25 protein-coding genes are annotated in these 26,728 nt (G+C 66.9%); 6 read left to right on the top strand and 19 right to left on the bottom strand.

Translation table 11 applies throughout. The features are described 5' to 3' along the window. Positions 1 to 93 precede the first annotated feature (93 nt). Both E4K09_RS11915 and E4K09_RS11910 read right to left on the bottom strand, forming a co-directional pair. The gene (locus E4K09_RS11915) at positions 94 to 942 is read right to left on the bottom strand and encodes an SDR family oxidoreductase (RefSeq protein ID WP_134497225.1); all 849 of its coding nucleotides are present in this window, start codon (positions 940 to 942) and stop codon (positions 94 to 96) included. Positions 943 to 946: 4 nt separating this feature from the next. Next, complete coding sequence (locus E4K09_RS11910) at positions 947 to 2,725, bottom strand: acyl-CoA dehydrogenase family protein (protein WP_134497223.1); 1,779 nt, start codon at positions 2,723 to 2,725, stop codon at positions 947 to 949. 120 nt (positions 2,726 to 2,845) lie between these two features. On the opposite strand from E4K09_RS11910, the gene E4K09_RS11905 reads away from it, so the two are divergent. After that, positions 2,846 to 3,817: an L-threonylcarbamoyladenylate synthase gene (locus E4K09_RS11905; protein ID WP_134497221.1), complete on the top strand. Its 972-nt coding sequence runs from the start codon at positions 2,846 to 2,848 to the stop codon at positions 3,815 to 3,817. A gap of 158 nt (positions 3,818 to 3,975) precedes the next feature. On the opposite strand, the gene wrbA is transcribed toward E4K09_RS11905, so the two are convergent. Continuing rightward, positions 3,976 to 4,578 carry an NAD(P)H:quinone oxidoreductase gene (gene wrbA, locus E4K09_RS11900; RefSeq protein ID WP_134497219.1) on the bottom strand — a complete coding sequence of 201 codons (603 nt, stop codon included), beginning with the start codon at positions 4,576 to 4,578 and terminating at the stop codon, positions 3,976 to 3,978. A 141-nt stretch (positions 4,579 to 4,719) separates the two neighbouring features. Between wrbA and E4K09_RS11895 the strand changes: the two genes are divergently transcribed. After that, on the top strand, positions 4,720 to 5,685 hold the full coding sequence (locus E4K09_RS11895) for a LysR family transcriptional regulator (RefSeq protein WP_134497217.1): 966 nt from the start codon (positions 4,720 to 4,722) through the stop codon (positions 5,683 to 5,685). On the opposite strand, the gene acuI is transcribed toward E4K09_RS11895, so the two are convergent. From acuI to E4K09_RS11875, 4 genes are all read right to left on the bottom strand, one after another. Continuing rightward, a complete protein-coding gene (gene acuI, locus E4K09_RS11890; protein ID WP_134497215.1) occupies positions 5,649 to 6,635 on the bottom strand; it encodes an acrylyl-CoA reductase (NADPH) in 987 nt (328 codons plus the stop codon). The genes E4K09_RS11895 and acuI overlap by 37 nt on opposite strands. A gap of 87 nt (positions 6,636 to 6,722) precedes the next feature. Beyond that, a complete protein-coding gene (locus E4K09_RS11885; RefSeq protein ID WP_134497213.1) occupies positions 6,723 to 7,961 on the bottom strand; it encodes an MFS transporter in 1,239 nt (412 codons plus the stop codon). A gap of 133 nt (positions 7,962 to 8,094) precedes the next feature. Next, a complete protein-coding gene (locus tag E4K09_RS11880; protein ID WP_244610465.1) occupies positions 8,095 to 9,324 on the bottom strand; it encodes a cell wall hydrolase in 1,230 nt (409 codons plus the stop codon). Positions 9,325 to 9,431: 107 nt separating this feature from the next. Continuing rightward, a complete protein-coding gene (locus E4K09_RS11875) occupies positions 9,432 to 10,271 on the bottom strand; it encodes a helix-turn-helix domain-containing protein (protein WP_134497211.1) in 840 nt (279 codons plus the stop codon). A gap of 236 nt (positions 10,272 to 10,507) precedes the next feature. Here E4K09_RS11875 and E4K09_RS11870 point away from each other — a divergent pair, with 236 nt between their 5' ends. Further along, a complete protein-coding gene (locus E4K09_RS11870; RefSeq protein ID WP_134497209.1) occupies positions 10,508 to 10,909 on the top strand; it encodes a hypothetical protein in 402 nt (133 codons plus the stop codon). 84 nt (positions 10,910 to 10,993) lie between these two features. Here the strand turns inward: E4K09_RS11870 and E4K09_RS11865 are convergent, their stop codons facing one another. The 7 genes from E4K09_RS11865 to E4K09_RS11835 form a co-directional block, all read right to left on the bottom strand. Next, the gene (locus E4K09_RS11865; RefSeq protein ID WP_134497207.1) at positions 10,994 to 11,341 is read right to left on the bottom strand and encodes a GFA family protein; all 348 of its coding nucleotides are present in this window, start codon (positions 11,339 to 11,341) and stop codon (positions 10,994 to 10,996) included. A 17-nt stretch (positions 11,342 to 11,358) separates the two neighbouring features. Beyond that, positions 11,359 to 11,640, bottom strand: coding sequence for a hypothetical protein (locus E4K09_RS11860; protein ID WP_134497205.1), 282 nt, complete (start codon positions 11,638 to 11,640; stop codon positions 11,359 to 11,361). Beyond that, positions 11,637 to 14,315 carry a pyruvate, phosphate dikinase gene (gene ppdK / locus E4K09_RS11855; RefSeq protein ID WP_134497203.1) on the bottom strand — a complete coding sequence of 893 codons (2,679 nt, stop codon included), beginning with the start codon at positions 14,313 to 14,315 and terminating at the stop codon, positions 11,637 to 11,639. Before ppdK ends, E4K09_RS11860 begins: the two co-directional genes overlap by 4 nt. A 201-nt stretch (positions 14,316 to 14,516) precedes the next feature. After that, positions 14,517 to 15,167 carry a L,D-transpeptidase gene (locus E4K09_RS11850; RefSeq protein ID WP_134497201.1) on the bottom strand — a complete coding sequence of 217 codons (651 nt, stop codon included), beginning with the start codon at positions 15,165 to 15,167 and terminating at the stop codon, positions 14,517 to 14,519. A 97-nt stretch (positions 15,168 to 15,264) separates the two neighbouring features. Beyond that, positions 15,265 to 17,412 (bottom strand): glycine--tRNA ligase subunit beta, encoded by a 2,148-nt coding sequence (gene glyS, locus E4K09_RS11845; RefSeq protein ID WP_134497199.1) that lies wholly within the window; start codon positions 17,410 to 17,412, stop codon positions 15,265 to 15,267. Between the two features lie 47 nt (positions 17,413 to 17,459). After that, positions 17,460 to 18,401 carry a glycine--tRNA ligase subunit alpha gene (locus E4K09_RS11840; RefSeq protein ID WP_134497197.1) on the bottom strand — a complete coding sequence of 314 codons (942 nt, stop codon included), beginning with the start codon at positions 18,399 to 18,401 and terminating at the stop codon, positions 17,460 to 17,462. Positions 18,402 to 18,703: 302 nt separating this feature from the next. Next, positions 18,704 to 19,588 (bottom strand): S49 family peptidase, encoded by an 885-nt coding sequence (locus E4K09_RS11835; RefSeq protein ID WP_134497195.1) that lies wholly within the window; start codon positions 19,586 to 19,588, stop codon positions 18,704 to 18,706. A gap of 162 nt (positions 19,589 to 19,750) precedes the next feature. Between E4K09_RS11835 and E4K09_RS11830 the strand changes: the two genes are divergently transcribed. Continuing rightward, the gene (locus E4K09_RS11830; protein ID WP_134497193.1) at positions 19,751 to 20,080 is read left to right on the top strand and encodes a hypothetical protein; all 330 of its coding nucleotides are present in this window, start codon (positions 19,751 to 19,753) and stop codon (positions 20,078 to 20,080) included. Between the two features lie 29 nt (positions 20,081 to 20,109). Here E4K09_RS11830 and E4K09_RS11825 read toward each other — a convergent pair whose 3' ends face one another. Both E4K09_RS11825 and E4K09_RS11820 read right to left on the bottom strand, forming a co-directional pair. Next, positions 20,110 to 20,862 carry a tRNA1(Val) (adenine(37)-N6)-methyltransferase gene (locus tag E4K09_RS11825; RefSeq protein WP_134497191.1) on the bottom strand — a complete coding sequence of 251 codons (753 nt, stop codon included), beginning with the start codon at positions 20,860 to 20,862 and terminating at the stop codon, positions 20,110 to 20,112. Next, positions 20,855 to 21,079, bottom strand: a complete 225-nt coding sequence (locus E4K09_RS11820; RefSeq protein ID WP_134497189.1) for a putative signal transducing protein — start codon at positions 21,077 to 21,079, stop codon at positions 20,855 to 20,857. Before E4K09_RS11820 ends, E4K09_RS11825 begins: the two co-directional genes overlap by 8 nt. A 112-nt stretch (positions 21,080 to 21,191) precedes the next feature. Between E4K09_RS11820 and E4K09_RS11815 the strand changes: the two genes are divergently transcribed. Continuing rightward, positions 21,192 to 22,211: a polyprenyl synthetase family protein gene (locus tag E4K09_RS11815; RefSeq protein ID WP_134497187.1), complete on the top strand. Its 1,020-nt coding sequence runs from the start codon at positions 21,192 to 21,194 to the stop codon at positions 22,209 to 22,211. 358 nt (positions 22,212 to 22,569) lie between these two features. Further along, on the top strand, positions 22,570 to 23,379 hold the full coding sequence (locus tag E4K09_RS11810; RefSeq protein ID WP_134497185.1) for a MetQ/NlpA family ABC transporter substrate-binding protein: 810 nt from the start codon (positions 22,570 to 22,572) through the stop codon (positions 23,377 to 23,379). A 94-nt stretch (positions 23,380 to 23,473) separates the two neighbouring features. Here the strand turns inward: E4K09_RS11810 and E4K09_RS11805 are convergent, their stop codons facing one another. The 3 genes from E4K09_RS11805 to E4K09_RS11795 all read right to left on the bottom strand — a co-directional run. Beyond that, positions 23,474 to 24,346, bottom strand: a complete 873-nt coding sequence (locus tag E4K09_RS11805) for a 4-(cytidine 5'-diphospho)-2-C-methyl-D-erythritol kinase (protein WP_134497183.1) — start codon at positions 24,344 to 24,346, stop codon at positions 23,474 to 23,476. 136 nt (positions 24,347 to 24,482) lie between these two features. Then, positions 24,483 to 26,273 (bottom strand): tetratricopeptide repeat protein, encoded by a 1,791-nt coding sequence (locus E4K09_RS11800; RefSeq protein ID WP_244610464.1) that lies wholly within the window; start codon positions 26,271 to 26,273, stop codon positions 24,483 to 24,485. Between the two features lie 325 nt (positions 26,274 to 26,598). Beyond that, on the bottom strand, positions 26,599 to 26,728 hold a 130-nt coding region (locus tag E4K09_RS11795; RefSeq protein ID WP_134497181.1), incomplete at its 5' end, for a 4Fe-4S dicluster domain-containing protein.

Raw genomic sequence — 26,728 nt, 5'->3', positions numbered from 1 at the left:
CCCGGGATCAACCCCAGAGGCAATGCTAACGTTTAAAGACGTGGATGCCCGGATCAAGTCCGGGCATGACGGGCAGGTGGCACGATGCGCGTTTCACCGTGATGACAGCGGCGGAACATCGTCGGGCACGAAGAAGTCCGGCATCAGTGGCCTGGATGGGTCGACCCGGTATTTCTCGAAATCCGTCGCGCCCTCCCCGCTCAGGAAGACGTCGTCGATGAGGAAGTGACCGGAGAAGCTCCGCGAGGGTTTGCGGAAGATCGCATGGGCCGCGTCGGCCAGGATCTCCGGCGTGCGGCTCGCCTGCACGATCTCGTCGCCGCCGAGAAGGTTCTTCACGGCGCTCGTCGCGATGGTGGTGCGCGGCCACAGCGCGTTGACGGCGATTCCCCTCCCCCGCAGCTCGCCCGCAAGCCCCAGCACGCACAGGCTCATGCCGTACTTGGCGATGGAATAGGCAAGATGCGGCGCGAACCATTTCTCCTTCATGTCGAGCGGCGGCGACAGCATGAGGATGTGCGGGTTCTCGGCCTTTTCCAGATGCGGGATCGCGTATTTCGAGACCATGTAGGTTCCGCGCGTGTTGATCTGGTGCATGAGGTCGAAGCGCTTCATGTCCGTCGCGGGCGTCGGCGTGAGGCTGATGGCGCTGGCGTTGTTCACCACGATGTCGAGGCCGCCGAAGGTCTCGACCGCGTTCTGGATCGCGCCCTTCACCGCCTCTTCGTCGCGCACGTCGACGACGAGCGGCAAGGCCTTGCCGCCTGCCCTCTCGATCTCCTCCGCCGCCGTGTAGATGGTGCCGGGGAGCTTGGGATGCGGCTCGGCGGTCTTTGCCGCGATCACCACGTTCGCGCCGTCCTGCGCCGCGCGCAGCCCGATGGCGAGACCGATGCCCCGCGAGGCGCCGGTGATGAAGAGTGTTTTTCCCTTAAGGCTCATCGGATCAGCTCGCCAGTGCCAGGTTCGCATCCTGCAGGAAGCCCGCTCCGCCCAGGACCGTCTCTTCCAGACCCTTCGCCCCGACGGCGATGTTCTCCGCAAAGAAGCGGCAGAGCGCGATGCGGCCCGCATGAGCGGGATCGCTCTCTCCGCCCGCCACCAGGGCATTCGCCGCGAGGGCGGCCTGCGCCAGCGCCGCCCCGCCCTGGGCCAAGCCGAACAGGCGCAGATACGGCGTCGCGCCCGCCAGGGCCTCGGCGGGTGCGTTCGACGAGACGGAGCGGAGCATGAAGCTCGTCGCCCGGTCCAGGCTTTCGATCGCATCGCGCAGGCGCGCGGCGGTTGCGCCGAAAGCGGGCGTTCCTTCCTTCAGGAGGCGCGCAACGACGGCGCGCATGGAGGCGATCTGCGCATGCACCGTGTCGCCGCCGGACAGGGGCAGCTTGCGCGCGACGAGGTCGATCGCCTGAATGCCGTTGGTGCCCTCGTAGATCGGCGCGATGCGCGCATCCCGGTAATGCTGGGCCGCGCCCGTCTCCTCGATGAAGCCCATCCCGCCATGGACCTGCACGCCCAGCGACGCGACCTCCATGCCGATATCCGTCGAGAACGCCTTCGCGACGGGCGTCAGCAGGGACGCGCGCTCGTGCGCCGCCTTGGCGCGCGCCGGATCCTGCTCCAGATGGGCGCGGTCGATGGCCTCCGCGGTCATGTAGCAGATCGCCCGCGCGGCGGCGGTGAGCGCCTTCATGGTGAGAAGGCTGCGCTGCACGTCCGGGTGCTGAACGATGGCGCTCGATCCCTCGACGGCCCCGATGGCACGGCCCTGTCGGCGCTCGTTGGCATAGGCGAGAGCCTGCTGATAGGCGCGCTCGGCGATGGCGACCCCCTGCAGGCCGACCGCGAGGCGCGCGTTGTTCATCATCGTGAACATGCAGGCGAGGCCCCGGTTCTCCTCGCCCACGAGCCAGCCGACGGCCCCGCCCTCGTCGCCGAAGATCATGGTGCAGGTGGGCGAGCCGTGGATGCCGAGCTTGTGCTCCAGGCTGTGGCAGCGCAGGTCGTTGCGCGTGCCATCCGGCAGGATCTTCGGGACGAGGAAGAGCGAGATGCCGCGCGTGCCGGCCGGCGCGTCGGGCAGGCGCGCGAGCACGAGATGGATGATGTTGTCGGTCAGATCGTGCTCGCCATAGGTGATGAAGATCTTCTGGCCCGTGATGCGGTAGGTGCCGTCACCCACGGGCTCCGCCCGCGAGCGCAGGGCCGCGAGATCGGACCCCGCCTGCGGCTCGGTGAGGTTCATCGTCGCCGTCCATTCGCCGGAGACGAGCTTGTCGAGATAGCGGCTCTTCAGGTCATCCGAGGCATGCCGGGTCAGTGCCTCGATGGCGCCATGGGTCAGCACGGGGCCGATGCCGAAGGCCATGGAGGCGGAGTTCCACATTTCCACGCAGGCCGAATTCAGCAGCGTCGGCAGGCCCTGCCCGCCATGGTCGGCGGGCCCGGGAAGCGCGTTCCACCCGGCCTCGGCCCAGGCCCTGTAAGCCTCCTTCCAGCCGGGAGCGGTGGTGACGACGCCATCCTTCAGGGTCGCCCCGTGCCGGTCGCCCTCGCGGTTGAGCGGCGCGATCACGTCGTTGGCGAAGCGTCCGGCCTCCTCCAGGACGGCCTGGGCGAGATCGGCGGACAGATCGCCGTAGAGACCATCCGCAACGGCCCGGTCGAACCCCGCCACGTGGCGCATGGTGAAGACGATGTCCGGCACGGGTGCGCGGTAGGTCATGGCATTTCCTCTCAAGCAGGGGCTTTTGATATTGACGCGTTCCCGCGTGTCATTAAACCCGCCCAAGGTATCATCACTCCTCGGACAAGGGATAGTTTAGAGGTGAACGATCACGGGTCAATGCGCCGGACGCTGCGTCTGAAGTCCGATGAGGGCGGCCTGGCGGAAGCTGCAGCCATTCTGAGCCGCGGCGGCCTCGTCGCCTTCCCGACCGAGACCGTCTATGGACTGGGGGCCGATGCCACGAACGCAGAGGCGGTCGCGGGCATCTATGCCGCCAAGGAGCGCCCCAGCTTCAACCCCCTGATCTCCCATCTGGACAGCCTCGAGGCGGCGCAGGTCCAGGGCCTCTTCGACGAGACGGCCCGGCGGCTGGCCGAGGCCTTCTGGCCCGGCCCGCTCACCCTCGTGGTGCCGGTGGCCCCCACCTGCACGGTCTCGGATCTCGCCCGCGCCGGTCTCGACAGCGTGGGCCTGCGCGTCCCGGCCCATCCCCTCGCCCATGCGCTCCTGAAGGCCACCGGCCGCCCCGTCGCGGCGCCGTCCGCCAACCGCTCGGGTCGGGTGAGCCCGACGGATGCGGATCACGTGCTGGGCGACCTCGATGGGCGCATCGACGCCGTGCTCGATGGCGGCGCTTCGGATGTGGGGGTCGAATCCACCATCGTGGCGTGCCTCGGCGGCTCGCCTCGCCTGCTGCGCCCCGGCGGGGTGCCGCGCGAGGCCATCGAAGCCCTGATCGGCCAGCCTCTCGAGGGCGGCCATGGCGGTGAGGAGAACCCGCTCGCGCCGGGAATGCTCGCATCGCATTACGCGCCGCGCGCGCAGGTGCGGCTGAACGCGACCGAGATCCGGCCCGGCGAAGCAGCCCTGCTGTTCGGCACGGCCCCGCTTCGGGACGAGGAGCAGGCGAAGGCTCGGCTCAACTTGAGCGAAAACGGCGACCTCCAGGAGGCCGCCGCTCATCTGTTCTCGTATCTTCGGCGGCTCGACGCGTCGGGCGCCGAGACCATCGCCGTTGCGCCGGTTCCTGAAGCGGGCTTGGGCGAAGCCATCAACGACCGTCTCCGGCGCGCGGCCGCGCAGCGGTGATCCACCCCGTTCCTTGATCACACCCTTCCGTCATGCCCGGCGCTTTAAGCCGGGCATCCACGTCCTTGCCCCGGCGCGGTTCTCGAGACCTGGATGGCCGGGACACGCCCGGCCATGACGCAGGATTGCAAAGACAACGGCGATCAGGGGGAAGGAACCTATTTCGCGGCGAGCTTCGCGGCGATCTGGGCGACGTGCCGGCCCTGGAAGCGGGCACCGTCGAGTTCGGCCTGGCTCGGCTGACGCGAGCCGTCTCCGGCCGCGATGGTCGAGGCGCCGTAGGGGGTGCCGCCCTTCACCTCGTCCACGCCCGACTGGCCCGCGAAACTGTAAGGCAGGCCGACGATGACCATGCCGTGGTGCATGAGAACCGGGATCGTGGTGAGGATGGTGGCCTCCTGGCCACCGTGCTGGGTGGCGGTGGAGGTGAAGACCGAGCCCACCTTGCCGATGAGCTTTCCTTGCGCCCACAGGCCGCCGGTCTGATCGAGGAAGTTCTTCATCTGCGCCGTCATGGTGCCGTAGCGGGTCGGCGTGCCGAAGATGATGGCGTCGTACTCGGGCAACTCTTCGACCGTGGCCAGGGGCGCCTTCTGATCCGTCTTGTAATGGGCCGCCTGGGCGATCTCGGCTGGCACCAGCTCGGGCACGCGCTTCACCACCACCTCGGCACCCGCCTCGCGCGCCCCTTCGGCGGCGGCGTACGCCATCTGCTCGATATGACCCCAAGACGAGTAATACAGCACAAGAACCTTGGCCATGTGATCTCCAGTTTGTGAGGGATTGCGCAGACGCCGGATGCCGGTCGCTCTGCAGCGGCAGGATGACCTAAGGATAATCTTTCTCTTATGCAAAACCAGTGCTAGATATGCAGGACTTCCATTGCGCCATTGCAAGAGCCAATGATCAAGCAACAGCAGCTCGATTGGGACGATTTCCGACTCGTCAAAGTCATCGCCGAAGCGAACGGCCTCGCGGGCGCGGCGGAGCGGCTCGGGGTCAATCACTCCACCGTTTTCCGCAGACTTGGCCAGATGGAGGAGAACCTCGGCGTCAAGCTCTTCGAGCGGCACCGGACCGGCTACGTGCTGACCCCGGCCGGCGAGGAAATGTCGGCGCTCGCCGAGCAGATGGAGGAGAACGTCACCTCGTTTACGCGCAAGCTCGCGGGTCAGGCGGTCGCGCCTGCGGGTGAATTGCGGGTGACGACGAACGACACGCTGCTCGTCCACATGCTGACGCATATCTTCACGCGCTTCGTGAAGGCCTGTCCCGAGATGCGCCTCGACGTGGTTCTCGCGAACCAAGCCCTCAACCTGTCGAAGCGCGATGCGGACGTGGCGATCCGCGCGACCGACGATCCGCCCGAAACCCTCGTGGGACGGCGCGTCGCCACCATCGCCTGGGCCATCTACGGGCGACTGGAGGATTTCCCCGAGCATCATACGCCGGTGGACCTCACTTCGCCCGCCCTCTACAACCGGCCCTGGGTCGCCCTGGGCGACAACCTGGCAACCCTCAAGGCCGCCCGCTTCGTGCGTGACCGCGTGAGCCCGGAGAACATCGTCTACAAGGTGAACACGGTGCTGGGCTTGGCGGAGGCGGTGGAGGCGGGCATCGGCATCGGACCTATTCCCTGCTTCATCGCGGATTCGAAGCCCAACCTCGTGCGCCTCTCCGACGTGAATCCGGATTTCTCCGCAGGCCTCTGGCTGCTCACGCATCCGGATCTGCGCCAGTCGGCGCGCGTGCGCGCCTTCATGGACTTCATGGCCTCCGAGATCGGCAGGCAGCGGCGCTGGATCGAAGGCAGCGGCAGGAAATCGGCCGATCAGCCGATGTCCACCACCACCCGTCCCCTGATCTGACCGGCCACGATCCGGCTTCCCGCCTCCATGACCTCATCGAGCGGAATCGTGGAGGTCATGGAGGCGAGCCTGGCATGGTCGAGTTCGTGCGCCAGCCGGTTCCACGCCTCGACGCGAAGCGGCTTGGGCGCCATCACGGAATCGACGCCGAGCAGCGAGACATTGCGCAGAATGAACGGCGCGACGGTCGAGGGCAGATCCATGCCGGCCGCCAGGCCGCAGGCCGCGATGGCCCCGCCGTACCGGGTCATGGAGATCACGTTGGCGAGCGGGACCGATCCCACCGTGTCGACGCCCGCCGCCCAGCGCTCCTTCCCGAGCGGCCGCACGGGACCGGTGAGTTCGCTGCGGTCGAGGATCTCGGCCGCGCCGAGGCCCTTCAGGTACTCGGCCTCCTGAGGCCGGCCCGTCGCGGCGATCACGTGCCAGCCGGCCCGGGCCAGAAGAGCGACGGCGACCGAGCCGACGCCGCCGGCTGCGCCCGTGACGATGGCGGGACCCCGCTCGGGGGTCAGCCCGTGCTTCTCGATCGCCATCAGGCAGAGCATGGCGGTGTAACCCGCCGTGCCGATGGCCATGGCCTGATGGGGCGAGAGCCCCGCCGGCAGCGGGATCAGCCAATCGCCCTTCACGCGCACCTTCTGCGCATAGGCGCCCAGATGCGTCTCACCCAGGCCCCAGCCGTTCAGGATCACCGCGTCGCCCGCCTTGAACCCGGCATGGGAGGAGGCCTCCACCGTGCCGACGAGATCGACGCCGGGAATCATGGGAAAGCGCCGCACCACCGGCGCCTTGCCGGTAAGCGCCAGCCCGTCCTTGTAGTTGAGGGTGGAATGCGACACGCGCACGGTGACGTCGCCGTCCATGAGGTCGGCCTCGTCGAAGTCGCGGAGGCCGACCGTCTGGCCGGCATCGGTCTTTTCGATGACAAGCGCCCTGAACGTTCCCATGTCGATTCATCCTCCTCGCGCCGATTGTTGGCGCGGGGAGCGATCAGGGCAAGCGCATGGGCCTCATCCCTTCGGACGAGAAAAGCCCTACTCGGCGGGCTGCAGCGCCGGGCCACGCTCCACCGGGCGCTCCTTGATCGGCAGGTTGATCAGGGCCGATGCGATGCCGAGCGCGATCGAGAGCCACCACACGAGGGTGTAGTTGCCGTAGATCTCGTACAGCTCGCCGCCGAGCCACACCCCGAGGAAACCGCCCACCTGGTGCGAGAAGAAGGCGAAGCCGAAGAGCATGGCCATGTAGCGCGTGCCGAACATCAGCATCACGAGAGACGACGTGGGCGGCACCGTGGAGAGCCACAGGAGGCCGATGGAGATGCCGAAGACGATCGAGCTCGCGGGCGAAGCCGGCAGCAGCACGAAGGCGGCGATCGCCAGCGAGCGCCCGAAATAGATCCAGGCCAAGAGCCAGCGCTTCGACATGCGGGTGGAGAGCCAGCCCGAGCCGAGCGACCCAAAGGCGTTGGCGAGGCCGATCACGGCGAGCGTCCAGCCGCCGACCGAGGCCGAGAGGCCCGCGTCCTTCAGGTAGGCGGGCAGATGCGCGGTGATGAAGGCGAGCTGGAACCCGCAAGTGAAGAAGCCGAGCACCAGGAGCACGTAGGACCGATGCTGGAAGGCCTCCGTCAGCGCCTGCCGGATGGATTGATTCGGCACGTTGGCGGCGCTGGCCTGCGTCGCCGCACCCGGACGGGTCGCGAGCGCCAGCGCCAGGGGCATCACGATCAGCACGGAGCCCGCGAAGATGATGAGGGCCTGATGCCAGCCGAAGGAGTCGATCAGCGCATTGCCGATGGGCGGGAAGAGGAACTGGCCGAAGGAGCCGGCCGCCGTCCCCGCGCCGAAGGCCATGGGCCGCCATTGCTCGGGCAGGAGCTTGCCGAAGGCGCCGAGCACGAGATTGAACGAGCAGCCCGAGAGGCCGAAGCCGACGAGCACGCCCGCGCTGAGGTGCAGAATGCCGGGAGTCGCCGCATAGGCCATCAGCACGAGACCGAGCGCGTAGAGCACGGCGCCGAGGCAGAGGACCCGGAAGGCTCCGAAACGGTCCGCCACCGCGCCCGCGAAGGGCTGTCCGACGCCCCAGAGGAGGTTCTGCAAGGCGATGGCCAGGCTGAACGTGTCGCGTCCCCAGCCGAACTCCGTCGTCATCGGAATCTGGAACAGACCCACCGAGGCGCGGGGGCCGAAGCTGATCAGCGCGATCAGGCAGCCGGCGAGAACGATCATTTCCGGGGAGACGCGGGATTGAGCGGAAGGTGCGGACATGGGCACGGCCCTCGAGGCGGCAAATCGGAGGGCGGATGTTATCCGAAGCAGAGCATCAGCAATATTGAAAGTTTATGGGCTTTGGTATGATGAAGTGTGATGGATGGCAGCCTGCCGGAGGCTGCCCCCTTGCTCACGTCTGCCCCGGCTTGAGCTTGTAGAAGATGTGCCGGCCGATCACGTCCATCTTCTTGAGGCGGCGCGCCCAGGAGGGACGCACGTAATTGGCGTGGTAGTGCGTGGCGCCGCCCACGTCGGCGAGATAGGTCTTGCCCTCCAGGACGGCGCTGGCGACGCGCTTCGCCCGCTCCCAGGAGGCGGAATCGCTGACGCGCAGGGCCTTGCCCTCGCAGGCGAAGGTGAACTGGCACGCCAGGTGGCGGTGGCGGTTCTGATAGACGACGCCGCAGATCGACGATGGATAGAGGCCGCTCTTCACGCGGTTCAGCACCACCTGCGCGACCGCCGCCTGGCCTTCCTCGGGCTCGCTGCGCGCCTCGAAATAGACCGCTTCCGCCAGGCAGCGCTGTTCCTTGCTCATGTTGTCGGGATCGATCAGATCAGCGTAGCGCGGCGCCGCCGAATCATCCGTTTTCGGCACGAGGCTCGTGCCGTAGCCGCCCCGGTCGAGGCGCGGCGATTGCAGCGAGACGGGCGCGGCGGCGATCTCGATGGGCGTCGCCTCCATCGGAGCCGGGGTCGTCGAGGACAGGGTGACGGCGCGCTTGACCATCGGCGTGGTGAGGCTTGCCGCGGCGCCGGTCGAACCCGCCGCGGCGGCGGCGGGAGACTGCACGGAGACCGACTGGCGCGTGGTGGTGAATTCCGGCGCCTCCCAAGGCTCGAAGCCCTGCCCCATCTCGGGCTCCTCCAGCTCGCCCTCCATGAGGACGGTGGGCGGCAGCAGCCGCTCGTCCTGCCTGAACAGGAGGCGCGAACCGCCCGCCTGCGCGAGGTCGGGGCGCAGCTGGCTCGCCCGCAGAGAGAGGGTCACATGCGGCGCGACCAGGGGATCGCCCTTCCCCGACCGCTCGACCACCGGATCGGGGCCTGCCCCCGCCTTGCGGTCGCTCTTGGGCGGCACGGTGCTCGCCAAGTCGTCGGGCAGGTCGTAACGGGGCACGAAGCGCAGGACATCCCGCTCGAGATCGAGCCGCCCGCCTGCGATCGACGTGGTGATGGGTGGCACGAGATCGGTCTGGGTCAGGCGCGCCAGCGCGCCGCGGGCGGCGAAACTCACGCCCGTCTGAGGGTCGTTGCTGGCCGAGGCGGTGAACGAGATCAGCAGGCCGGTCGCAAGCGCCCAGGGCGCCGTCGTGGCGCAGATCCATTTCACCCGAGAGCGACGATTCCGAAGACGCACGCGAACACCCACTCAATCCCGGGAAGCATCGGACAAAAAACTTCCGTTGCTTATGGTTATCCGGGGTTAAGGTTGACGGGTGGTTAAAGAGGAAGCCTGTCAGGGCCTCAGGCGCCTGCGGCCGCCTGCCGCTTCTCGTCCATGCGCCGCAGGGCGCCGGCCGTCTCCGGATCGGCCGGGAAGAAGGCCTCGATGGCGATTTCCGACAGGGTCACGTCGACAGGCGTGCCGAAGATCGTCGTGGTGCTGAAGAAGGTGAGCACGCCCTCCTCCGTCGTCAGCTGCAGCGGCACGACGATGCCCGTGTGATCCCGGCGGGGGGCGGCCGAGCGCTTCGCCGCATCGGGGATCGGATAAGCGCGCAGCTCTTCGATCAGGCTCGCGAGCACCGCGTCTCCCGTCACGTTCACCTGGTGATGGAGACGGGCGATCAGGTGATCGCGCCACTCGGAAAAGTTGACGATGCGCCGGGCGAGGCCAGCCGGATGAACGCTCAGGCGCAGCACGTTCACGGGCGGCTTCAGCAGCGCCGGGTCGACGCCCTGCACGAGCGAGAACAGCGCGCTGTTGGCGGCAACGAGCGACCAGTGCCTGTCCACGGCGAGCGCAGGATAGGGCTCGTGCCCCTTGAGCACGAGATCGATGGCCTCGCGCATGCTCTGCATGGCCGGGTCGTCGAGGGAGCGCTCGGAATAGACCGGCGCGAAGCCCGCGGCCGCGAGCATCACGTTGCGCTCGCGCAAGGGCATATCGAGCTTCTCCGCGAGGAGTTGGACCATCTCCCGGCTCGGCTGCGAGCGGCCCGTCTCGAGGAAGCTCAGATGCCGCGTGGAGATCTCGGCCTCGAGCGCGAGGTCGAGCTGGCTCATGCGGCGGCGCTGACGCCATTCGCGCAGGTAATCGCCGAAATGCTGAACGGAAGGAGATGTGGACTTCGCGGGCTTCATGGATGGGACATTAGAGCATCGTGCGGAAAAGTGGATCCGGTTTTCCGCACGATGCTCTCAACTTAAGAAGAAGCATCGGATTGATCCTAGAAGTGCAAGTCCGCTTTTCACGTCCGATGCTGTAGCGCGGCGCGGCGCCCGATTCCATGACCTCGGAGGTAATCGACGCCGTTCTCGGGCCGGGCGATCCTGCGATGCGGTTGGATGATCAACCGGACATTCGAGAGGAACATGCCATGACGACGCTTCACCCCTCCCCGCTTCTTCGACAGGCGCTCCTGGCGGACGCCACCACGAGCGGCGCGTTCGGGCTTCTGATGCTGCTCGCCGCCGGCCCCTTGAGCTATCTGCTCGGATTGCCGGAGATGCTTCTGCGCGGCGCCGGCGCGGTCCTCATCCCCTACGTGGCGCTGCTCGCCTGGCTCGGCCTGCGGGACCGGATGCACAGGGCGCTCGTGTGGGCCGTCGTTCTCGGCAACGTTCTCTGGGCCGCCGACAGCCTTCTGCTGCTCGTCAGTGGCTGGGTTGCGCCGACCGGCGCGGGCTATGCCTTCGTGATCGCGCAGGCCCTCGTGGTGCTGATGTATGCGGAACTCCAGATCATGGGGCTGCGCCGGTCGGAGACTGTAGCGGCCTGAGGCACCGGCCTATTCTTCGTCATGCCCGCACGTGTCGCGGGCATGACGTCGTGTTTCGGCGCCTTGCGGATGAAACGTTCGGCCCTACCGGTCCCGCCCGTTGAAGGGCGCAGGCTTGATCTCCGATAGGTCGATGTCATCGAGGCAGCGCACGTTGATGGCGGCCATGGCCTCTCCCGTCGGCTGGCTGCCCTCGCCGAAAGGGGCAGCGCCGCAATGGGCGCAGAAGCGGTGCCGGATCGTATGCGTGTTGAACGTGTAGGTGGAGAGGTTCTCCTCGCCGCTCACCGTCAGCGCCTCACGCGGCGCAAAAGCGAGCCAGTAGCCCTTCTTGCGACAGATGGAGCAGTTGCATTCGATGACCTGCCGGAGATCCGCTTCGACTTCGAATGCGACCTTGCCGCAATGGCATGAGCCTTTGTGAAGAGCCATGTTCCCCCTCCTCTTTCTTATTGGGCTGCGTAGGCCACCATCGCCGTGACGATGAGGCCTGCGCCGAGCACGGCGACGAAGCGGTCACCCATGGTGAGCGGCTCCGCCCTGCCCTGCGCCGCCATCTGGCCGATGACGAGATCGATGACCAGCGAGACGGCGAACGGCCACGCGGCGGGCGGCACGGCCATCTGCTGCAACGCAGGGTTCCGTGCCGCGATGAAGCCGATCACGATGCCGGAGACCAGCACCGCGCCGATGTAGAGCAACCGTCCGCGCGAGAGGGCCATCGTCTTCACGCCTGGCTCGCGGCCTTGTTGCCGAGCGCGGCCTGCGCCGCCGCGAGGCGTGCGATCGGCACGCGGTAGGGCGAGCAGGACACGTAGTCGAGTCCGACCGACTGGCAGAAATGGATCGAGGCCGGATCGCCGCCATGCTCGCCGCAGATCCCGAGCTTGATGTCCGGTCGCGTTGCCTTGCCCCGTTCCACCGCGAGCTTCACCAGTTCGCCCACGCCCTCCTGGTCGATGGTGACGAACGGATCGGCGGGCAGCAGGCCCTTTTGCGTATACGGTCCGAGGAACGATGCCGCGTCGTCGCGCGAGATGCCGAGCGTCGTCTGCGTGAGGTCGTTGGTGCCGAACGAGAAGAACTCCGCCGATTCGGCGATCTCGGCGGCGCGCAGGGCCGCGCGCGGCAGCTCGATCATGGTGCCGACCTGGTACTCGACTCTCACGCCGCTTTCCTTGGCCACCGCCTCCGCCATGGCGACGATGCGCTCCTTCACGAGGTCGAGCTCGGGCTTCGTCATCACGAGCGGCACCATGATCTCCGGCACCACGGGCGAGCCGGTGCTGCGTCCGGCCTCCACCGCCGCCTCGAAGATGGCGCGCGCCTGCATTTCGGCGATCTCGGGATACGCCACCGCGAGACGGCAGCCGCGGAAGCCGAGCATCGGGTTGAACTCGTGCAGCTCGCGGGCGCGATGCCTGAGCTTGTCGACCGAAGCGTTCATCGCTTTGGCGACTTCCTGCATCTCCTCTTCCGAATGCGGCAGGAACTCGTGCAGCGGCGGATCGAGCAGGCGAATCGTGACGGGCAGGCCGCTCATGATCGAAAACAGCTCGACGAAGTCCTTGCGCTGCATCGGCAGAAGCTTGGCGAGCGCCGCCCGGCGACCGGCTTCGTCGTCGGACAGGATCATCTCGCGCACGGCCACGATGCCGTCGCCCTCGAAGAACATGTGCTCCGTGCGGCACAGCCCGATGCCCTCGGCGCCGAAGTTGCGCGCGGTCTTGGCATCGAGCGGCGTTTCCGCATTGGCGCGCACCTTCATGCGGCGCACTTTGTCGGCCCAGGCCATGAGGGTGGCGAACTCGCCGGAGAGCTCGGGCTCCAGCATCTTCACCTGGCCGAGCAGCACCTGGCCGTTCGAGCCGTCGATGGTGATGATCTCGCCCTTCTTGAGCGTTTGCCCGGCAACCGTCAGGGTCTGCTTCTGATAATCGACCCGGATCGAGCCCGCGCCCGAGACGCAGGGCTTGCCCATGCCGCGCGCGACCACCGCCGCGTGCGAGGTCATGCCGCCGCGCGTGGTGAGGATGCCCTCCGCCGCATGCATGCCGTGGATGTCCTCGGGAGAAGTCTCGACGCGCACGAGAATGACCTTGCGGCCCGCCTTCTTGGCGGCCTCCGCATCGTCGGAATTGAACACGATCTCGCCCGAGGCCGCGCCGGGAGAGGCCGGCAGGCCGGTGGCGAGGATCTTGCGCTCGGCCTTCGGGTCGATGGTCGGGTGCAGGAGCTGGTCGAGCGCCGCGGGCTCGACGCGGGTGATCGCCTCCTCCTGGGTGATAAGGCCCTCGGATGCCAGCTCCACCGCGATGCGCAGCGCGGCTTTCGCCGTGCGCTTGCCGTTGCGGGTCTGGAGCATCCAGAGCTTGCCCTTCTCCACCGTGAATTCCATGTCCTGCATGTCACGGTAGTGCTTCTCGAGGATGCCGTAGATGCGCACCAGCTCGGCATAGGCCTGCGGCATCGCCTTTTCCATGGAGGGCTTGTCGGAGCCGGACGCGATGCGCGCGGCTTCCGTGATGTCCTGCGGGGTGCGGATGCCCGCCACCACGTCCTCGCCCTGAGCGTTGATGAGGAACTCGCCGTAGAGCTGCTTCTCGCCCGTCGAGGGATTGCGTGTGAAGGCGACGCCGGTGGCCGAGGTCTCGCCCATGTTGCCGAACACCATGGCCTGCACGTTCACGGCCGTGCCCCAGCTCGCCGGAATGGCGTGCAATTCCCGGTACTTGATGGCGCGGCTGTTCATCCAGGAGCCGAATACGGCCCCGATGGCGCCCCAGAGCTGCTCCTGCGCCTCCTGCGGGAAGGGCTTGCCGAGCTCCTTCTCGACGAGCGCCTTGTAGCGCGGGATCAGGCCCTTCCAGTCCTGCGCCGTCAGGTCGGTGTCGAGGGTGTAGCCCCGACGGTCCTTGAACCCGTCGAGCACTTCCTCGAAGTGGTGGTGCCCGATCCCGAGCACCACGTTGGAATACATGGTGATGAAGCGGCGATAGGAATCGTAGGCGAAGCGCTCGTCGCCTGCGCCTTGCGCCAGCGCCTCGACGGTCACGTCGTTGAGCCCGAGATTGAGCACCGTGTCCATCATGCCGGGCATCGAGGCGCGGGCGCCGGAGCGGACGGAGACGAGGAGCGGGTTCTGGGCGTCGCCGAACGTACGGCCGGTGAGCCGGCCGACGAAGTCGAGGGCCTTCTCGACTTGGGCCTTGAGCTCCTCGGGATAGGAGCGGCCATGATCGTAATAGTAGGTGCAGACTTCCGTGGTGATCGTGAAGCCCGGAGGAACCGGCAGCCCCAGATTGGACATCTCGGCGAGGTTCGCTCCCTTGCCGCCAAGCAGGTTCTTCATTCCCGCCTGGCCCTCGGCCTTGCCGTCACCGAAGATGTAAACCCACTGCGTCATCGCTTAACCCCTTGGCTCGTGAAACGCCCTGCTGCAGCGCCGATGCTGGCTTGAAGCATGTAGAGCCCAAACGCAAGCTGAACAGCCAAGGTTCCTTTGTTGCATAATCGATGCGCGGAAGGGGTGTCGCTCGGGGGGCATCCGTCCCGAAAACAAAACGGCCGGGACATGCCCGGCCGCGGTGCCTTCAGGTTCGTCGGATCACACCCGGTAGCGCCCGTTGCGCTTCACGTAGACCGTCGTGCCGACGGGAACCCGCTCGTAGAGGTCCACCACATCCTCGTTGAGCATGCGCACGCAGCCGGAGGAGACCTGCTCGCCGATGCTCCAGGGCTCGTTGGTGCCGTGGATGCGGAAGAGGATGTCCCGGCCGTCCTGGTAGAGATAGAGGGCGCGCGCGCCGAGGGGGTTGTCGAGGCCGGCCTGGAGATGGCTGGGCAGATCGGGCTTGATGCTCCGCATGGTCTTGGTGGGCGACCAGGCGGGCCACACGCCCTTGCGGCCGACGGAGGCGACGCCCCTCCAGGAGAAGCCCTGCTTGCCCACGCCGACGCCGTAGCGAATCGCCTTCCGGTCGGGCTGGACGAGGTAGAGCATGCGCTCGTCGATATCGACCACGATGGAGCCGGGCTTCTCGGGGCCGTCGTAATTCACGGTCTGCTTCGCGTATTTCGCGTCCATCCGGCGGCGGTCGACCAGCGGCACGTCGAACGGCTTGTCGGGCATGGAGCCGATGTACCAGGCGGCGTATTCGTCCGCCGGCGCTTCAGCAGGCGCGGAGGCCTGCTGGGTGGTCTGGCAGGCGGCGAGGGAAGCGCTCAGCAGAGCGCCGAGAAGCAGGCGTCGGATCATGGCTCAGGTCTACCCGATATGTGTTGCCGCCTACCTAGGGCCAAGAGGGGCCTTTGGCTGTGCCCCTCCTGCAACACCTTAACGGGAATTAACCGATCTACCCTTCGATTCGGGAGAAGTCGGCCACCGTGCGGGTCGCCTCGCGGAGGCTGTTGAGGAGACGCAGGCGGTTCGCCCGAAGCGCCGGATCCTCGGCATTCACCGTCACCTTGTCGAAAAACGCGTCCACCGGCTGGCGCAGCCGCGACAAAGCCCGCATCGCGCCCTCGAAATCCTCCGCCGCGACGGCGTTCCGCGCCTCGTCCTTCGCGCCGTGGAGAGCGACCGCGAGCGCCTTCTCCTCGATCTGGCCGTGGTCGTTCACGATGTGGAGATCGGGAGCCTCGTCGTAGGTGCGCCCGTCCTTCTTCTCCTCGATGCGCAGGATGTTGGCCGCGCGTCGGTAGCCGGCGAGAAGATTCGCCCCGTCCTCCGTGTCGAGGAAACGGCCGAGCGCCTCCACCCGACGAACGATCATGAGCAGGTCGTCCTGGCCTTCGAGGGCGAATACCGCGTCGATGAGATCATGCCGCGCGCCCTGGTCGCGGAGATAGACCTTCAGGCGGTCGGCGAAGAACGAGAGGAGGTCTTCGAAGAACGCGTCCTCACGCTGTGAAATGCCAGTCATGCTCGTATCGGCTGGAACAGCCGAAGCAGATCTATACGGGTTCAAGGCAATCGATACATAGCGCCGGAGATTGATTCGCTTCTCACCAACAAGCAGCAGCCTAATCACACCCAACGCCGCACGGCGCAGGGCGAAGGGATCCTTCGACCCGGTCGGCTTCTCATCGATGGCCCAGAAGCCCACGAGGGTGTCGATCTTGTCGGCGAGCGCGACGGCCACCGACACCGGATCGGTCGGCACGCGGTCGGAGGGGCCGAGGGGCTTGTAGTGCTCCTCGACGGCGGCGGCGACGGACGGGTGCTCGCCCTGCAGCGTCGCGTAATAACGCCCCATGAGGCCCTGCAGCTCGGGGAACTCGCCGACCATCTCGGTGACGAGGTCGGCCTTGGCGAGGCGCGCGGCGCGCTCGGCAAGCGCTGGGTCGGCGCCGACGACGGGAGCCAGTTCTTTGGCGAGCGCGGCGATGCGCTCCACGCGCTCGTATTGCGTGCCGAGCTTCTCGTGGAACACGATGGTCTTCAGCTTCTCGAGCCGGTCCTCCAGCTTCACCTTCTGGTCCGTCTCCCAGAAGAACTTGGCGTCGGAGAGCCGGGCGCGCACCACGCGCTCGTTGCCGCCCACGATCGTCTTGCCGCCGTCACTGGCGATGAGGTTGGAGGTGAGCAGGAACTTGTTGGCGAGCTTGCCGGTGTTCGGGTCACGCAGCACGAAGCATTTCTGGTTCGCCCGGATGGTGGTGCGGATCACCTCCGGCGGAATTCCTAAGAAGGCTTCGTCGAAGGAGCCCATGAGCACCACGGGCCATTCGACCAGCCCGGCGACCTCTTCCAGCAGGCCCTCGTCCTCGACGAGCTCGAGGCCCTGCGCGAAGGCGAGGTCCTTCGCGTCGTGCAGGATCATGTCCTTGCGGCGATCCGCATCGAGCACGACCTTCGCGCGCTCGAGCGCCGGCGCGTAATCGTCGAAGCGCTTCACGCGGATCGCATCCGGCGCGAGGAAGCGGTGACCGTAAGTGACGTCGCCGGAGACGATGCCGTCGACCTCGAAGCGAACGATCTCCGGATCCTCGGTCTCGGGGCCGAAGGTGCACAGGATCGACTGGAGCGGACGCACCCAGCGCAAGGATCCGGCCTCCGCGGATGCCGCGCCCCAGCGCATGGATTTCGGCCAGGGGAAGGTCTTGACGATCTGCGGCAGGATCTCGGCCAGCACGGCCGTGGTGGCGCGGCCGGGTTTCTCGATGATGGCGACGTAGAACTCGCCTTTCTTCGGGTCGCTCTCGATCCTCGCCTGGTCGAGGGAGGTGAGCCCCGCCCCTTTCAGGAAGCCCTGGATCGCCGCGTCGGGCGAGCCGACGCGCGGGCCTTTGCGCTCCTCGCGCACGTCCTGGCCCTTCACGGGCAGGCCCATGATGGTGAGCGCGAGGCGGCGCGGCGTCGAGAAGGCCTGCGCGCCCTCGTAGAGGAAGCCGCGCTCCACCAGCGCATCGGTCACAAGTTTCTTCAGGTCCTCCGCCGCGCGGCGCTGCATGCGGGCGGGGATTTCTTCGGAAAAGAGTTCAAGGAGAAGATCGGGCATGGGAGATTGGAAACCTGAGGGTTGAGGGAACGGGTGAGTGCGTGGCGTCAGGCAGCCACGCCTCCGCCCTCGGTCTTCAGCCATGCCGCGCCGCAGGCTTTCGCCAGTTCCCGCACGCGCAGGATGTAGCTCTGGCGCTCGGTAACCGAGATCACGCCGCGCGCATCAAGCAGATTGAACATGTGGCTGGCCTTGATGCACTGGTCATAGGCCGGAAGCGCCATGAGATGGCGGCTGTCGTTGGAGCCGTCCTTCGGCTCGCCGGCTTCCAGATACTTGCGGCAGGCGGCTTCCGCGTCGCGGAAGTGCCGGAACAGCATCTCGGTGTCGGCGACCTCGAAATTGTGGCGCGAATATTCCTGCTCGGCCTGCAGGAACACTTGCGCATAGGTGACCTTCCGGTCGCCGTCCTGGCCGTTGAAGTTGAGATCGTAGATCGACTCCACGCCCTGGAGATACATGGCGAGCCGCTCCAGGCCGTAGGTCAGCTCGCCCGCGACCGGCGCGCACTCGAAGCCCGCGACCTGCTGGAAATAGGTGAACTGCGAGACCTCCATGCCGTCGCACCAGCATTCCCAGCCCAGGCCCCAGGCGCCCAGCGTCGGGCTCTCCCAGTCGTCCTCGACGAAGCGGATGTCATGGACGGCCGTGTCGATGCCGATGGCTTCGAGGGAGCCGAGATAGAGCTCCTGCAGGTTCGGCGGGTTCGGCTTCAGGATCACCTGGAACTGGTAGTAATGCTGAAGGCGGTTGGGGTTCTCGCCATAGCGCCCGTCCTTCGGGCGGCGGGAGGGCTGCACATAGGCGGCGCGCCAGGGCTTCGGGCCCAGCGCCCGCAAGGTCGTGGCCGGGTGGAAGGTGCCTGCGCCCATTTCCATGTCGTAGGGCTGGAGGATGACGCAGCCCTGCTCGGCCCAATAGCGCTGGAGCGTGAGGATCAGGCCCTGGAAGGAGCGCGCAGGATTCATGTGCGCGGGTTCGCTCGTCATAAATGGCGTCCGGTCTTGAAAATGTCAGGCGAACCCTTGGGATGACGGGCGCTTGAAGTCAAGCGCAGGGTGCGCTCGGTGTCATTCCCTGCCCCGGGGAGAACGGAGCCCTCGCAGGGGTAAGGAAGCCATCAGCCAGAGCGTGTGGGTGGATCCCCTTCCCTCGCCTTCGGCTCGCCGGGGATGACACCCTCGTTGTCATTCCCGGCCAGAGCGAAGCGGAGGGGAAAGGAATCCATGACGGGGTGCATGGGAGCAGATCCCGTTCTCGGTCTCGCGGAAAGCCGCCGATGACGAAATCCCTACAGCCCCAGCCTCGCCCAGGCGGCCCGCTCCTCCAGGGCCCCCACGATCTCGGCGGGGTCGAGGAGGCTGCCTCCGGTCACGGCGCGGCGCCCGATGAGCCGGGCCAGGAGCGGCGGGCGGGCGGGCTCGATCATGCGGAACTGCACGTCTTCGCCGAAGCGCTGACGCATGATGGTGCGAACGTCGCCGAGGCCGTCGACGAGGCCGAGATCCACCGCCTCCGCCCCGACCCAGAAGGCGCCGGAGAAGAGATCCTCGTAGGAATCGTTGAGCTTCTCGCCCCGGCGGCTGCGAACGAGCTCGACGAAAACGTCGTGGATCTTGCGCTGAAGGCCCTTGAGGCGCGCCACGTCCTCCGGGTCTTCGGGCTTGAAGGGGTCGAGCATGGCCTTGTTCTTGCCGGCCGTGTGCACCCGGCGTTCCACGCCGAGGCGGGTGATCAGCTCCTGGAAGCCGAAGCCCGCCGACACCACCCCGATGGAACCCACGATGGAGGCCGGGTCCGCATAGATCTCGTCGGCCGCGCAGGCGATCATGTAGCCGCCGGAGGCCGCCGCATCCTCCACGAAGGCGAAGACCGGGAGCTTCTTTTCCTCCGCCAGGCTGCGGATGCGCTTGAAGATCAGGTGCGACTGGGCGGCCGATCCGCCCGGCGAATTGACCACGATGGCCACGGCCTTCGCGCCGGGCATGGAGAACGCCCGCTCCAGCATCTGCGCCACGCCGGACATGGCCAACCCCGAACGGAGCGGCGTGACGGCGCCGATGGCGCCCGACAGGCGCAGGGTCGGAACGACGGGATGACGATAGCTGCGATAGCGGCTTGGAAGGAGGACCTGAAGGCGGGCCGGAAGCAGGGAGGAGAGAGATGTCTGAGCCATGGCTCAGATGTAGTGCGGGAGGTGCAGCTTCCCAAGATGAACATCCTGTTAGGGAAACCTTCGGCATTCGTTCAGTTAAGATGCCTTACAGAAGAGGCATGAACGTTAACCGTCCACCAGCCGCCTCGGGCCTGAGGCACGAGCGGACAAGGAGAGAATAGCATGCGCAAGTTGCTTTTCGGTCTTTTGGGAATCGCCACCCTCGGCTTGGTCGGTCTCCCGACTCCGCAGGCGGAGGCTCAGCCCTATTACGGCTATGGCTATCGCCGCCCCGCCGTCGAATACCGTGCCGGCCCCATCGTGGTGCGCCATGAATACGGCCGCCCGCATTACCGCGGCCGCCGGTACTACCGTCCGGCTCCCATCTATCGCCCGGTCCGCACGGTGCGCCGCTGCTGGGTCGAGCGCCGTCGGGTCTGGAACGGCTACCGCTGGGTCCGCCGCCCGATCGAGGTCTGCCGCACGGTCCGCAGGCCCGGCTATCGCTGGTGATCGAGAAGGGCGCCGAAAGGCGCCCTTTTTCACAGGAGGTCCGCCTCTCCCAGATGCAGGGCCTGCGCCTGCGGCGTGAAGCGCCCGTCCGGCCCGTTGAGGATGACCGGCGGCAGGATCTTCGAGGAGGCGCGGCTGCCCTTAACGCCCGAGAGCAGGACGCGGATGGCGGGCCTGTCCGCGCTCGGATGCACGAAGCGAAGGCTCAGATCTCCGAGAGGGCCGCTCAGCCCTTCCAGGCACTCGGCCAGCCGGTCGGCCCGGTGGATGAGGACGAGCCTGCCCTTGGGCCTGAGCAGGCTCAGGCACGCCTTGAGCCAAGCCTGGAGCCCTCCCGCCGGAAGAGCATGGGCCGCCGCGCGGCCCGCGTCCGGTGAGATCCGCGCCTGGCCCTCCTCCAGGAAAGGCGGGTTGCTCAGCACCAGGTCGGCCGATTCCGGGAGGAGCCCCACCGACCGGCGGGCGGCCTTGTCCAGGACATCCGTCACGAAGATCTCGGCCTCGAGGCCGTTCTGCCGGCAGTTGCGGCGGCACAGCGCGGCAAGGTCCGGATCCCGTTCCACGAAAGCGAGACGCACAGCCTTCTGCCGGGCCGCCACCATGAGGCCGACCGCGCCGGTGGACGCGCCCACGTCGAGCACCCTGTCCCCGGCTTTCGCGGGAGCGGAGGCGGCGAGCAGCACGGCGTCGGTTCCGGCCCGGTGCCCCCGGGCCGGCTGCGCGAGCGGCACACGCCCGCCGAGCAGACGATCGTCCGTGATCCCGCCGAGGGCGTCACTCATCGCGCAGTTCGCCTTCGAGCCCCGCCTCGCGGATCAGCCGTCGGGCCTGGGCGGCATCGTCGTCGGGCACGAGGAGCCGCCTGGGAAAGGCGCCGATCATGCCCTCCAGGGCGCTCATATGCATGTCTGCCACCAGAACAGGGATATTGGCGTTCTCCAATAAGGATTGTAGGAAGCCCACCATCACGAGATCGTTCGTGCGGACGATTTCGACCATCGGCTGACAACCTTCCTGTGCGGCAAGCGTTTGCATTGCAGCATGGAAAATGCCATGCCACCGTGAATGATATTCCTACCGGCCATGCCGGCCGGCAACCCGGGTTTGAGACGTGGGCGTCGTCGTTCCTTTCGAAGATAAGCATCCTGAAAAGAATGCGGGCATCGAGAAGCTCGTCTCCCTTGTGGCCGCCGACATGCAGCGGGTCAATGCGATGATTCTGTCGCGCACGGGATCCGAGGTCACCATGATCCCGGAGGTTGCCAACCACCTCATCTCCTCCGGCGGCAAGCGCCTGCGCCCCATGCTCACCCTCGCGACCGCGGGCCTGTCGGGCTACGAGGGCGACGGGCACGTGAAGCTCGCGGCCGCCGTCGAGTTCATGCACACGGCCACCCTGCTCCACGACGACGTGGTGGACGAGAGCGACATGCGCCGGGGCAAGATCGCCGCCCGCATCAAATGGGGCAACGAGGCGAGCGTGCTCGTGGGCGACTTCCTGCTGGGCCAGGCCTTCCGCATGATGGTGGAAGTGGGCTCCCTGCGCGCCCTCGACATTCTCTCGGCCGCCGCGACCGTGATCGCAGAGGGCGAGGTGATGCAGCTCGCCGCCGCCAAGAACACCGAGACCACGGAGGACGAATACCTCGCCGTGATCCGCGGCAAGACGGCGGAGCTCTTCGCCGCCGCCTGCGAGGTCGGTCCCGTGATCGCCAATCGCCCCAAGGCCGAGCAGGCCGCCTGCCGCTCCTACGGCATGAATCTCGGCATCGCCTTCCAGCTCGTGGACGACGCCCTGGATTACGGCGGCAAGGCCGCGATCCTCGGCAAGAACGTGGGCGACGATTTCCGCGAGGGGAAGATCACGCTCCCGGTCGTCCTCTCCTTCCGCCGCGGGTCGGTGGACGAGCGCGCGTTCTGGAAGCGCGTGCTCGAACACGGCGAGATCGGGGACGGCGATCTCGAACAGGCCGTCGCGATCATGCGTCGCCACAGGGCGCTGGAGGACACGGTGGAGCGCGCGCGCCATTACGGCTTCATGGCCCGCGACGCGCTCGCTCTCTTCCCGTCGAGTCCCATGAAGCAGGCTCTTTTGGACGCCGTCGAGTTCTGCATCGCCCGAGCTTACTGAGCTGCATGGCAGGTCTGTTCTTTTTACAGAACAATTCGGTTGACATAAAAATCAGTCGCGATAAAAACACCTCTGTTCCGGAGCGGCCCACCGCTTCGGAGCCGCGGCGATTTGAGACGAGCAGCTTGCCCCGCGTGATCAAAGGCTAAAGCGCCACGAGCGGCTTCCGCCTCGTGGTTCACGAGGAACGACTGGCCATGACGCGCCCCATCCGCATGCCGGCATCCATGCCGCGCCCTCAGCCCGCCCTGGCTGAGCGCTGTTGCCGCTTCACGGCCTGATCGTTCGTCCATCCCCTCGAACCACATGTCCGGCTTCGTGTTGAAGCCCAGACGCATTCTGCCCGAAAGGTACTCCCATGTCCGTTTTCACCCGTCGCACGATTCTGTCCGCGACCTTCGCCCTCGGAGCCGCTCTCGCAGCGGCGCTGCCCGCGGCCGCCCAGCAGAAGAGCATCAAGGTCGGGGTCATGTCCGGCGCCGAGGAAGAGGTGGCGCAGGTCGTCAAGAAGGTGGCCGCCTCCAAGGGCCTCAATGTCGAGCTCGTCCCCTTCTCCGATTATGCCCTCGTGAACGAGGCGCTGGAGCGCAAGGACCTCGACGCCAACGCCTTCCAGCACAAGCCCTATCTCGACGCGCAGATCGCGGCGCGGGGCTACCGGATCGTGCCCGTCGGCTTCACCTTCGTGCAGCCGATCGGTCTCTACTCGACCAAGGTGAAATCCGTCGCCGAGCTGCCGAAGGGCGCCAAGATCGGCATCCCGAACGATCCGAGCAACGGCGGCCGGGCGCTCAACCTTCTGGCCCAGCAGGGCGTGATCAAGATCAAGGAAGGCCAGGGCCTATCGCCGAGCCTGCTCGACATCGCCGAGAACCCGAAGAGCATCCAGTTCTCCGAGCTCGACGCCGCGCAGCTGCCCCGCGCCCTGCCCGACCTCGATGCGGCGGTGATCAACACCGATCATGCCCTCAACGCCGGCCTCGACATCCGCAAGGACACGATCGCGGTCGAGAAGCGCGAGGGCAATCCTTACGCGAACTTCGTCGCGGCCCGCCAGGGCGACGAGAACCGCCCGGAGATCAAGACCTTCGTGGAATCCTATCAATCTCCCGAAGTGGCGAAGTTCCTCGATGAGCGCTTCAAGGGCGCCATCATCCCGGCCTGGTAAGCCGCCGTTGCAAAGCCACTGATCATCTCCCCAAGACGTGGATCCCCGGGTCAAGCCCGGGGATGACGGCTGAGCGGTGGCATCGGGGCAAGGCTCAACGGAGGCTCGTCGCCTCCACCCACCAGTCAGGCCTGTGGGCGAGAACAGAGCGAGCGGCCTCCGCCGCGCCTCGGGAATCCTCATACAGCCCGAACACCGTCGCGCCCGATCCCGACATGCGGGCGAGGCGGCAGCCCCCGGTGCGGGCGACGAGGTCAAGCGCCCCCCCGATTACCGGCTGAACCCTGAGAGCCGCCTGTTCGAGATCGTTGCGCGCAGCCTTCAGGTTCCCCAGCAGGGAATCGACGGAATCCGCCTCCACCGCAGGATGCGCCCCGCCGTCCAGGGATTGCCCCGGCTGCAATCCGAGCGCCCGGAACACCGAGGGCGTCTCGACCGGCACGCGGGGATTGACCAGCACGGCGAAGAGCGGCGGCAGCGGCAGAGCCGGCCCGAGATCCTCTCCCGCGCCGCGCATCATCCGGGCCCGAGGTTCGAGACAGACGGGCACGTCCGCCCCCGCGAGGCGTGCCGCATCAAGAAGGGCAGGATGCGACAGCGGCATGTCGTTGAGGAAAGCCAGCAGTCTCAGAGCCGCCGCCGCGTCCGACGATCCCCCGCCGATGCCCGCCGCAACGGGGAGGCGCTTGACCAGATGGAAGGCGCCGACTTTCAGCCCCTCGACGCGCTCCGCGAGAAGGCACGCCGCTTTCAGCACGAGATTGTCCGCGCCCTGTCCGGCGAGGGCCGCCGTCGGGCCGCTGACCTCGAGGCAAAGACGCGGCCCCGGCACGATCCGCAGATCGTCGCTCACCTCGGCGAACGCCACGAGGCTTTCCAGGTCGTGGTAGCCGTCGTCACGTCGCCCGAGCACGTGGAGCGTCAGGTTGATCTTGGCGGGGGCGCGGGTGGCGAGAGGCTGCGTCATGCTTTTTCCCATGCCCCAGAGACGACGGGATGGGAAGACATATCCCCTTCCCGGGCCCGAGCCCGCGCCTTCCAGAAGAAATGGCCGGGACGAGCCCGGCCATGACGAAGACAATGCGTTTTTCGCGGATCTGGGATCAGCCGCCGCTCTGGGGCACGGGAGCCGGCGCGGGAGCCGGCGTGCTGTCGGCGGCCGTGGGGTTCGGCTCCTCCTCCAGGCCGTTGTCGATCTTCTTGAGGATCTTCACCAGATCCTCCGGCTCGGGGTTCGACGCCTTGGCGTGGTCCCACTGGAACTTCGCCTCGAGCTTGCGGCCTACCTTCCAGTAGGCGTCGCCCAGGTGATCGTTGATCGTCGGGTCTCCGGCCTTCAGCTCCACGGCCTTTTCGAGCTCGCGCACGGCGTCCTCGTAGCGGCCCATGCGGTAATAGGCCCAGCCGAGGGAATCGATGATCATGCCGTCGCGCGGCGCGAGTTCCACGGCCTTCGTGAGCATCTTGAAGGCTTCGTCGATATTCTCGTTCCGGTCGACCCAGGAATAGGCGAGATAGTTCATCACCTGCGCCTTGCCGGCCGGGAGGCTGTCGGGCACCAGTTCGAGCGCCTTCTTGAGATCCGCCTCCGCCTTGTCCCACTGCTTGGCCCGCTCATAGGACGTGCCGCGATAGAAGAAGAGGATCCAGTGGCCGCGCTGGGGCGTGCCGACGAGTTGGATGGCCCGGCCATAGGTCTCGGCGGCTTCCGCGAACTTCTTGCGCGAACGCTGCACGTTGCCGAGGGCCATGACGACCTCCACGTCGTCGGGGCGCTCCTTCATGAGCTTGTCGAGATAGGCCATGGCCTCCTCGCCGCGACCCATCTGCTCGTAGTTCTGGCCGATGGCGATATCGGCGCTGGTGCGGACGGGCGAGTCCTTCGGAACGCGGTCGAACTTCGCGTTGGCCTGCTCGTACTGCTTGAGGCGCTCATAGACGTCGCCGAGGGTGATGAGCGCCAGCGGATGATCCGGCTTCAGGTCGAGCGCGAGCTGGAGATAGATGATGGCCGTCAGCTCGTCGCCCTGGGTATTGCCCACCACGCCGAGCCCGTAGAGCAGTTCGGCGGCGCCGTCCTGCGCGTTGGTGACGAGCGGCATGAGGGGCTTGTCCTGCTCCAGCGCCGTCATGGCCGCCCTGACGATGGGATGGCGCGGGGCGAGTTCATCGAAGGCCTTGTAGACGGCGATCGCCTCGTTCTTCCTGCCGCGCTTGGCCAGGAACCGGCCATAGGCGTCCACCACCTGCAGGGTGTTCTTCTCGCCCTCATAGGCGGCCTTGAAACGCGCCTCCGCCTCTTTGACGTTGCCGACCACGTCGGCGATCAGCGCGGCATGATATTCCCGGAACTGATTGAAGGCGCGCTCGCTCTTGAGCTTGTCGACGGTCGCCAGCGCCTGCTTGCCGTCCTTCGAGCCCGCGTGGGCCCAGGCCGTCAGAAGCGTTGCGGTGAGGTCGGCCTGGCGGCCCCGCGCGCCCTTGGAGAGACGGGCGCGGGCATCGGCGTATTTCTCCCCCTTGAGAGAGCGGACCGCGAGGGCGAACTGGGCCAGGTTGTTGGACTGGTCGCGCTTGGACAGGCGTTCGGCCGCCCGGTAGGCCTCCTGCATCGAGCCGTTGCCGAGGAACGCCACGAAGCCGCGCTCCAGAAGCTCCTGGTTGCCGGGATCGGCCTGGATGGCCTCGCGGAAATACAGCGAAGCGGCTTCCGTGTCGCGGGCGGAGCCTGCCACATAGGCCGAGAGGAAGTTGCCCTCGAGGCTCTGAGCGGGCATCAGGGCGTCATTCGGGTCTCCGTTGACCGCCAGGGCCGGTGAGCCCAGAAGGCCGGCCGCCATCAACACGAGCACGGGCAAACCCTTGCGGGTCAAAGACAATTTGAATGTTGGCACGAAGCGCGGCTCCAATCATCGCGACATCTCGGGAACAGGATGTAGGGAGATGTGCGCCAAATCAGGCCGGAGAATGGCGTGTCCCCGGAGCGGTCGCAAGGGGGGAGATTGACGCTGGGAGCCTAAAAGCCGCCTGAGGGGAGAAAATGGGGCGAGGCGGCCATGCTCCCGGCTTCCTCATGGCAGGGCTCGGCCGCCTGATACGGAGACGCCCCTCCTCGTCATGGCCGTCCCCGGACTGGATCCGGGAATCAGTCACGGCCATCCACGTCTTGAGCGCCGCCGGGGCAAAGACGGAGATCCCCGGGTCCTGGGACGGCTCGTCTCACATATTGACGTAGTTCGGCCCGCCGCCGCCCTCGGGGGTGGTCCAGGTGATGTTCTGGTTGGGATCCTTGATGTCGCAGGTCTTGCAGTGCACGCAGTTCTGGGCGTTGATCTGGAAGCGCACGCCC

Origin of the sequence: Microvirga pakistanensis, assembly GCF_004458765.1 — a bacterium.
GTDB classification, from domain to species: domain Bacteria; phylum Pseudomonadota; class Alphaproteobacteria; order Rhizobiales; family Beijerinckiaceae; genus Microvirga; species Microvirga pakistanensis.
The sequence above is the reverse complement of the archived record's forward strand: the minus strand, read 5'-3'. Positions and strand labels throughout refer to the sequence as shown.

Coding starts and splice junctions, on each gene's coding strand:
- E4K09_RS11915 (WP_134497225.1), bottom strand. CDS start 942: ATGAGCCTTAAGGGAAAAACACTCTTCATCACCGGCGCCTCGCGGGGC.
- E4K09_RS11910 (WP_134497223.1), bottom strand. CDS start 2,725: ATGACCTACCGCGCACCCGTGCCGGACATCGTCTTCACCATGCGCCAC.
- E4K09_RS11905 (WP_134497221.1), top strand. CDS start 2,846: ATGCGCCGGACGCTGCGTCTGAAGTCCGATGAGGGCGGCCTGGCGGAA.
- wrbA (WP_134497219.1), bottom strand. CDS start 4,578: ATGGCCAAGGTTCTTGTGCTGTATTACTCGTCTTGGGGTCATATCGAG.
- E4K09_RS11895 (WP_134497217.1), top strand. CDS start 4,720: ATGATCAAGCAACAGCAGCTCGATTGGGACGATTTCCGACTCGTCAAA.
- acuI (WP_134497215.1), bottom strand. CDS start 6,635: ATGGGAACGTTCAGGGCGCTTGTCATCGAAAAGACCGATGCCGGCCAG.
- E4K09_RS11885 (WP_134497213.1), bottom strand. CDS start 7,961: ATGTCCGCACCTTCCGCTCAATCCCGCGTCTCCCCGGAAATGATCGTT.
- E4K09_RS11875 (WP_134497211.1), bottom strand. CDS start 10,271: ATGAAGCCCGCGAAGTCCACATCTCCTTCCGTTCAGCATTTCGGCGAT.
- E4K09_RS11870 (WP_134497209.1), top strand. CDS start 10,508: ATGACGACGCTTCACCCCTCCCCGCTTCTTCGACAGGCGCTCCTGGCG.
- E4K09_RS11865 (WP_134497207.1), bottom strand. CDS start 11,341: ATGGCTCTTCACAAAGGCTCATGCCATTGCGGCAAGGTCGCATTCGAA.
- ppdK (WP_134497203.1), bottom strand. CDS start 14,315: ATGACGCAGTGGGTTTACATCTTCGGTGACGGCAAGGCCGAGGGCCAG.
- E4K09_RS11850 (WP_134497201.1), bottom strand. CDS start 15,167: ATGATCCGACGCCTGCTTCTCGGCGCTCTGCTGAGCGCTTCCCTCGCC.
- glyS (WP_134497199.1), bottom strand. CDS start 17,412: ATGCCCGATCTTCTCCTTGAACTCTTTTCCGAAGAAATCCCCGCCCGC.
- E4K09_RS11840 (WP_134497197.1), bottom strand. CDS start 18,401: ATGACGAGCGAACCCGCGCACATGAATCCTGCGCGCTCCTTCCAGGGC.
- E4K09_RS11835 (WP_134497195.1), bottom strand. CDS start 19,588: ATGGCTCAGACATCTCTCTCCTCCCTGCTTCCGGCCCGCCTTCAGGTC.
- E4K09_RS11830 (WP_134497193.1), top strand. CDS start 19,751: ATGCGCAAGTTGCTTTTCGGTCTTTTGGGAATCGCCACCCTCGGCTTG.
- E4K09_RS11825 (WP_134497191.1), bottom strand. CDS start 20,862: ATGAGTGACGCCCTCGGCGGGATCACGGACGATCGTCTGCTCGGCGGG.
- E4K09_RS11820 (WP_134497189.1), bottom strand. CDS start 21,079: ATGGTCGAAATCGTCCGCACGAACGATCTCGTGATGGTGGGCTTCCTA.
- E4K09_RS11810 (WP_134497185.1), top strand. CDS start 22,570: ATGTCCGTTTTCACCCGTCGCACGATTCTGTCCGCGACCTTCGCCCTC.
- E4K09_RS11805 (WP_134497183.1), bottom strand. CDS start 24,346: ATGACGCAGCCTCTCGCCACCCGCGCCCCCGCCAAGATCAACCTGACG.